We start from the raw sequence: 7,484 nt of genomic DNA, 5'->3' as shown, positions 1-7,484 counted from the left end.
GCACCCGGATGACGAGCTGGTTGTGCCCGAGCTCCTGGGTGTCGGTCTTGCTGAAGGGCAGGTGGGGTGCCTTCTTGAACAGCACCGCGATCTCGGTGACCCGCTTGGGCAGCCGCTTGCCGGTGCGCATGTAGAACGGCACGCCGGCCCAGCGGCGGGTCTCGATGCCGAGCCGGACGGCGGCGTACGTCTCGGTCGTCGAGTCCTCGGGGATGCCCTTCTCGGCCCGGAAGGCGACCGCGCGCTCGCCGGCCAGCCATCCCTGGTCGTACTGGCCGCGCACCGCGTACCGCTCGAGGTCGTCGGGCAGGGAGATGGCGCGCAGTGCCTTCAGCTTCTCGATGCGCACGGCCTCGGGGGAGAACTCGACCGGCTCCTCCATCGCGGTCAGCGCCAGCAGCTGCAGCAGGTGGTTCTGCAACACGTCGCGGGCGGCGCCGGTGGCCTGGTAGAACGCCGCACGTCCGCCGATGCCGACGTCCTCGGCCATGGTGATCTGGACGGAGTCGACGAAGTTGGCGTTCCACACCGGCTCGAACAGCTGGTTGGCGAACCGCAGCGCCAGCAGGTTCTGGACCGTCTCCTTACCCAGATAGTGATCGATGCGGTAGACGTCGCGCGGGGGGAAGACACTGTCGACGAGTTGGTTGAGCTCGAGCGCGCTCGGCAGGTCGTGGCCGAACGGCTTCTCCACGACGACCCGGCGCCAACCGCCGGCCTGCCGGGCGTCCGACAGGCCCGTGCGCTGCATCTGCTTGAGCACGTTCGGGAACAGCGTGGGCGGGATCGAGAGGTAGAACGCCGCATTGCCCTTGATGCCGTGGCTGTCCTTCAGCTCGTTCATCGTCGCGACGAGCTGGTCGATGGCGTCGTCGTCGTCGAAGGATCCCTCGACGAAGCGGGAGTTGTGGGCCAGACGGCGCCACACCTCCTCGTTCCAGACCGTGCGCGCGTGGTCCTTGGCGCTCTTGCGCGCCATGGCCTCGAACGAGCCGCCGTCCGGCCAGTCGGCGCGGCTGAAACCGACCAGCACGAAGTCGGTGGGCAGCAGCCCACGGTTGGCCAGGTCGTAGATGGCCGCGATCAGCTTCTTGCGGGACAGGTCGCCGCCGATACCGAAGATGACGAGCGCACACGGCTCCGGTACCCGCGGCAGGCGTCGGTCGGCCGGATCCCGTAGCGGGTTCGGCCCGTCGGCGCCGTATTCGGACAGGGCCTCGCCGGTGGCGGCCGGGGTGCTGGCCCGCGGCGCGTCGGTCGTCGAGCTGGACCCGCCCTGGTCGGTCTGTGCGGAACCGACCAGGGCGTCGGGCTGGCCCTCGGTGGTCGTGCCCGGTTCGGTCATCGGACCCCGATCTGGTGAATTGCTCGTCGGCTACGTGTCGGCTGCTTCGTGGCCGCTGTTGCTCGGCGGCTGCTACTTGTCGGCTGCTACTTGTCAGCCTGGGCGAGCTGACTCTTCACGCTGTCGGCCAGCTGGGTGTAGGAGTCCTCGAACTTCTGCACGCCCTCGGCCTCGAGGGTGTCGATCACGTCGTCGTAGCCGATACCCAGGCCGGCAAGCTGGTCGATGACCTGCTGCGCGGCCTCGTAGCTGCCGGCGATCGTGTTGCCCGTGATGCGGCCGTGGTCGGCCACCGCGTCGAGCGTGGCCTCGGGCATGGTGTTGACCGTGTTCGGGGCGACGAGCTCGGTGACGTACATCGTGTCGTCGTAGGCCGGGTCCTTGACGCCGGTCGAGGCCCACAGCGGGCGCTGCGGGTTGGCGCCCGCGTCGGCCAGGGCCTTCCACCGGTCGGCGGCGATGACCTTCTCGAAGCGCTGGTAGGCGAGCTGGGCGTTGGCCACGGCCGCCTTGCCGCGCAGGGCCTTGGCCTCGTCCGAACCGATCTTGTCGAGCCGCTTGTCGACCTCGGTGTCGACGCGGGACACGAAGAACGACGCGACCGAGCGGATCGTGGACAGGTCGATGCCGCGGTCGCGGGCCTGCTCGAGCCCGCTCTGGTATGCGTCCATGACCTTGTCGTACCGGTCGAGGCCGAAGATCAGGGTGACGTTGACGCTGATGCCGGCCGCGGTGGCCGCGGTGATCGCCGGCAGGCCCTCCTGGGTGGCCGGGATCTTGATCATGACGTTGGGACGGTCGACGAGCCACCACAGGCCGTTGGCCTCGGCCGTCGTGCGGTCGCCGTCGTGCGCCAGGCGCGGGTCGACCTCGATCGACACCCGCCCGTCCTGACCGTCGGTGCGGTCGTAGACGGGGCGCAGCACGTCGCACGCCCAGCGGATGTCGTAGGCCATGAGCAGGCGGATAGCGTCGTCGCCCTCGATGTTGCGGGCGGCGAGGGCGCGGACCTGCTCGTCGTAGGCCTCGCCGTTCTCCAGTGCCTTCTGGAAGATCGTCGGGTTGCTGGTGACCCCGACGACGTGCTTGGTGTCGATGAGGTCCTGCAGGTTGCCGGTGCTCAGACGCTCACGGCTGATGTCGTCCAGCCACACCGAGACACCGGCGTCGGACAGTTCGGCCAGGGGTTCACTCATGTTTCCTCCTACGGATGACGCAGTTCAGGCCGTGGCGCTGCTGGCCCGCTGGATGGACAGGTGGGCGGCCGCGACGACGCGGTCGGGGGTGAAGCCGAACTGCTCGTACACCACGTCGCCCGGGGCGCTCGAACCGAACTCCTCGACGGAGATCGACTCGCCGGCGTCGCCGATCCACTGGCGCCAGCCGAAGGACACCGCAGCTTCGATGCTGACCCGGGCCTTGATCTCGGGTGGCAGCACCTCCTGGCGGTAGGACTGCGGCTGCGCCTCGAACCACTCGACGCACGGCATCGACACCACCCGGGTGGGGGTGCCGCTGTCCTCGAGCACGGTGCGGGCCTCCAGCGCCAGCGACACCTCGGACCCGGTGGCGATGAGGATGACCTCGGCGCGGCCCACCGTCGCCTCGGCCAGGACGTAGGCGCCGCGGGTCGCGTCCTGCGTCTTCTCCGGGTCGAGCACGGGCAGGCCCTGCCTCGACAGCGCCAGGCCGGCCGGCCGGCCGTAGTTCTCGATCACCTGGCGCCAGCACACGGCCGTCTCGTTGGCGTCGGCCGGGCGCACGACGTCCAGCCCCGGGATGGCCCGCAACGCGGCGAGGTGCTCCACCGGCTGGTGAGTGGGGCCGTCACCGCCGACCGCGATGGAGTCGTGCGTCCACACGAAGATCGACGGCAGCTTCATGAGCGCGGCCAGGCGGACCGGCGGGCGCATGTAGTCGCTGAACACGAGGAACGTGCCGCCGTACGGGCGGGTGGCCCCGTGCACCGCGATGCCGTTGATGATCGCGCCCATGGCGTGCTCGCGGATGCCGAAGTGCAGGGTGCGGCCGTAGGGCCCGCCCGGGAACATCTTCGTCTGGTGATCGGACGGCAGGAAGCTGGGCTCGCCCTCCATGGTGGTCAGGTTGCTGCCGGCGAGGTCGGCCGAACCGCCCCAGAGTTCGGGCAGCGCGTCGGCCAGGCCGGTCAGGACCTCGCCGGACGCCTTGCGGGTCGCGATCGAGTTGGGCTTGCCGTCCTTCTCGACCGGGAACGACTTCAGCGAGTCGGTCCAGCCCTCGGGCAGGGTGTGGGTCTGCATGCGGTCGTGCAGCGCGGCGCCGGAGGGGTTGCCCTGCGCCCAGGCGTCGAAGTCCTTCTGCCAGGACTCGTGCGCGTCGCGGCCACGCTCGATCACGCGACGAGCGTGGCCCAGGACGTCGTCGGCGACGTAGAAGGAGGTGTCCTTCGGGAAGCCGAGGATCTCCTTGGTCCGTGCGATCTCCTCGGTGCCCAGCGCCGAACCGTGGGCCTTGCCGGTGTTCTGGAGCGTCGGCGCAGGCCAGCCGATGATCGTGCGCACGATGATGAACGACGGCCTGTCGGTGACGTTCCGCGCCTCGGTGATCGCGTTCTCCAGCGCGACGATGTCCTCGCCGGAGTCGACGTACTGCACGTGCCAGCCGTACGCCTCGTAGCGCTTGCCGACGTCCTCGCTGAACGCGACGTCGGTGTTGTCCTCGATGGAGATGTGGTTGTCGTCGTAGAACACGGTGAGGTTGCCGAGCTCCTGGTGACCGGCCAGCGAGGAGGCCTCGGCGGTGACGCCCTCCTCCATGCACCCGTCACCGGCGATGACGTAGATGTGGTGGTCGAACGGCGACGTGCCGGGGGCGGCGTCCGGGTCGAACAGGCCGCGCTCACGGCGGGCGGCCATGGCCATCCCGACGCCGTTGGCCAGGCCCTGCCCGAGCGGGCCGGTGGTGATCTCGACACCTGCGGTGTGGTGGTACTCGGGGTGGCCGGGCGTGCGTGATTCCCACATGCGCAGCGACTCGAGGTCACTCAGTTCGAGGCCGTAGCCGGACAGGAACAGCTGGCAGTACTGCGTCAGCGACGAGTGCCCGTTCGACAGGATGAAGCGGTCGCGCGCGACCCACTCCGGGTCGGTCGGGTCCAGACGCATGACGCGCTGGTAGAGCAGGTAGGCCAACGGGGCCAGGCTCATCGCCGTGCCGGGGTGGCCGTCACCGGCCTTCTGCACCGCGTCCGCGGCGAGCAGGCGTGCGGTGTCGACCGCTTTCGTGTCGAGGTCGGTCCACCAGTCCGGGTGCGTCGTGATGACGCCGTCCGCTGAACTCTTGCCTGTGTCGGTCACGGACGATCAGGTCCCTTCGCATCGCTTGTGTGGGGCCCACGCGGGGCCCGGTTGTCCAGGGGTCGTGGTACCCAAGTTCTGGCCCTGCCCAGCCTAGCCACTTCCGGTGTCCGCAACAGAGCCCCCGTCAGGGGCGGAACGGGCTGGCCTGCGTGCGGGACGACCGGGCTCGGCGGCTACCCTGAAGTCGTGACGCAGACTCCGGTGGCGCCCGCACGGGCGGGCCACGGCGAGGAGTTCGCAGCCCCCCCGGGCCGGCCTGGTGTCCGGCGCGGTCAGGCCCGCCGGCGCAGCCGCATCGCGGCCTACGTCGCCCTCACCAAGCCGCGGATCATCGAGCTGCTGCTGGTCACGACCCTGCCGACCATGATCCTGGCCGCGGACGGCCTGCCCCGGTGGTGGGTCGTGGTCGTGACGATGGTGGGCGGCACGCTCGCGGCAGGCAGCGCCAACGCGCTGAACTGCTACGTCGACCGCGACATCGACGCCAAGATGCGCCGGACCGGGCACCGGCCGCTGGCCCGTGCCGAGGTCTCACCCGTCGGCGCGCTGTGGTTCGGCCTGGTGCTGGGCGCGGTTGCCGTCGTCGGCATGGGCGCGATCACCAACTGGCTGGCCGGTGGGCTGACCGCTGCGGCCATCGCGTTCTACGTCGTCGTCTACACCATGCTGCTCAAGCGGCGGACCTCCCAGAACATCGTCTGGGGTGGAGCCGCCGGCTGCATGCCGGTGCTCATCGGTTGGTCGGCCGTCACGGGCTCGCTCTCGTGGGCGCCGCTCGTCCTGTTCGGTGTCGTGTTCTTCTGGACGCCGCCGCACTTCTGGGCGCTGGCCATCCGCTACCGCGAGGACTACTCGAACGCCGGCGTGCCGATGCTGCCCGTGGTGGCCACCCCGATGCGGGTCGCGGTCGAGATCACCGTGTACGCCTGGCTGACGGCGCTGACCTCCGTGGCGCTGTGGCCCATCGCCACCTCGTGGGTCTACGGCGTGCTCGCGATCGGCGCCGGCGCGGCGCTGGTCGCGTCGGCACACCGCCTGCTCTCCCGTACCCGTCGCGGCGTCGACGCCCGGCCGATGCAACTGTTCCACCTGTCCAACAGCTACCTGGCCTTCGTGTTCGTGGCCGTCGCGGTCGACGTCTTCGTCCGCTGACCCTGCGGCCCCGGCCGTTTGCTGCCCGGCCCGCAGGACTCCTCGCATCTGCTCCGGCCATCCTGACGGCGCCGCACCGCACCGCACGGCACGACGCCCCGCCCACCGGGTGAGGTGGACGGGGCGTCCGGGCCGCCGACCGGCTCGCAGCCGGCCGGATCGGTTGCTCAGCCGGCCGGGATGCTGATCGGGATCTGCTGCAGCGTGCGCACCCTGACCTTGACACCGCCGGACGCGGGCACCGTGCCGGTGATCTGCACGGTCCCGGTCGTGAAGTTCGCCGGCACCTCGAACACGTTGGCGATCTTGCCCGACGGAGCGATGTTGCGGGCCTTGACGTAGGTGCCGTTCGGCAGCCGCAGCCGCAGCAGACCGGGGTCGTACCCGTACGGGCCGCCCGAGTTGCCCGAGTCCGTGTAGTTGACGCGCACCGACAGCAGGGCCTTGGACGGGCTGCTCGGTTTGACCGAGGTGTTGGCCGGCGGCCAGTAGTCAAGCGATGCGAGCGTGGCGGACGTCCGGAAGGTCACCTTGGCGCTGCGCGAGCCCTTGCTGACCGTGATCGGCACGTTGAGCGTGCGCCCGAGGAACTGGGTGCGGTGCGTACGGGTGAGTACCGCGATGTTGTTGCTGCCCGGCGTGCCCTGCGGCAACGAGATCGTCTGGGTGTCACCCGAGTCGACGAGCTGCAGCGCGACCGAGGCGGACGCGGGCACGGCGGCGACCACGTACTCGTCGGAGCCCGGCGTCGGGACGTCGCGCGTGGCGCCGTCCACGGCCAGCTTGACCTGTGCGCTCGTCCCGCCGCTGATGTCCCCGTCGTCGGAGGAGGTGCGGAACGCGAGCAGCTTCTGCCCGCTCGGTGCGCTCCGGGCGTCGGTGCCGGTGCCGTAGCGGGCGATGTAGCCGGCGGACGACACCGTCACCTTGGCGGTGCGACCGACCATGACGGCGCCGGTGAGCGAGGCCGGTGCCGCGGTCGAGCCGAGCGACGTCGCGGTGATCGAGTCCTTGGTCGTGGGCGGGGGCTGCGGCACCTTGAGACCACCGTCGCCGGCGGGCTTGGTCTTGCTGTCGGGCCGCACCAGCTTGTAGCCGGACCGGACGCTGGACGGGTCGACACCGTCCAGCGACGACTGCGGCGTGAGCTGCGCCTTGCTGCCCGACGTATTGGCCGACAGCGGCACGGGCAGGTACTCCTGCTTGGCGTCGCCGTCGACGAACAGCACCGGCCCGCAGGACAGGCTGCTGTCGATGTCGCTCTTCTTCTTGCCCTGGGCCGGCTTGTCGGCCTGGACGAAGTAGCAGCGGGTGTCCTTGCTCTTCGTACCGTGGCGGGACGACACCGTCTTGTTCACCGAGGTCTCGGCGGCGGTCAACACCGTGGCGGGATCCTTGATGCTCTTGCCCTGGTAGGTCAGTGACGGCGCGTCGTCGCCGGGCAGCACCAGCCAGGTGATCAGGCCGGCCGCGACGAGGACGACGACCACACCGGCCGCGATGAGCAGGTTGCGACGCTTCTTGGGGTTCGCCGGCGCGGGATTGCCGGCCCACGGCGTGGCTCCGCCACCGCCCGGTGCTGGGTAGCCGCTCTGGCCGTACCCGCCCTGCTGCTGACCGCCCTGGCCGTAGCTGCCCTGGCCGTA

Annotated in this window: 4 protein-coding genes and 1 pseudogene; 1 reads left to right on the top strand and 4 read right to left on the bottom strand. The window is 70.2% G+C overall.

Annotated elements, in window-relative coordinates; genetic code table 11:
• The 3 genes from zwf to tkt form a co-directional block, all read right to left on the bottom strand.
• Positions 1–1,345: glucose-6-phosphate dehydrogenase (gene zwf / locus ACFFCA_RS02625; protein WP_375481521.1), on the bottom strand; the 1,345-nt coding region annotated here is incomplete at its 3' end.
• An 86-nt stretch (positions 1,346–1,431) separates the two neighbouring features.
• Positions 1,432–2,541 (bottom strand): transaldolase, encoded by a 1,110-nt coding sequence (tal, locus tag ACFFCA_RS02620; RefSeq protein WP_375481519.1) that lies wholly within the window; start codon positions 2,539–2,541, stop codon positions 1,432–1,434.
• A gap of 24 nt (positions 2,542–2,565) precedes the next feature.
• A complete protein-coding gene (tkt, locus tag ACFFCA_RS02615) occupies positions 2,566–4,683 on the bottom strand; it encodes a transketolase (RefSeq protein WP_375481517.1) in 2,118 nt (705 codons plus the stop codon).
• A gap of 189 nt (positions 4,684–4,872) precedes the next feature.
• On the opposite strand from tkt, the gene ACFFCA_RS02610 reads away from it, so the two are divergent.
• Positions 4,873–5,838 (top strand): heme o synthase, encoded by a 966-nt coding sequence (locus ACFFCA_RS02610; RefSeq protein ID WP_375481515.1) that lies wholly within the window; start codon positions 4,873–4,875, stop codon positions 5,836–5,838.
• Between the two features lie 167 nt (positions 5,839–6,005).
• Here the strand turns inward: ACFFCA_RS02610 and ACFFCA_RS02605 are convergent.
• Positions 6,006–7,484: pseudogene (locus ACFFCA_RS02605) on the bottom strand (hypothetical protein); the annotation flags it as partial.

The organism is uncultured Jatrophihabitans sp. (assembly GCF_964252635.1).
Lineage (GTDB): Bacteria > Actinomycetota > Actinomycetes > Mycobacteriales > Jatrophihabitantaceae > Jatrophihabitans.
The sequence above is the reverse complement of the archived record's forward strand: the minus strand, read 5'-3'. Positions and strand labels throughout refer to the sequence as shown.

What these genes read in the sequence shown, in the direction of transcription:
- tal (WP_375481519.1), bottom strand. Translation starts at nt 2,541, where the DNA reads ATGAGTGAACCCCTGGCCGAACTGTCCGACGCCGGTGTCTCGGTGTGG.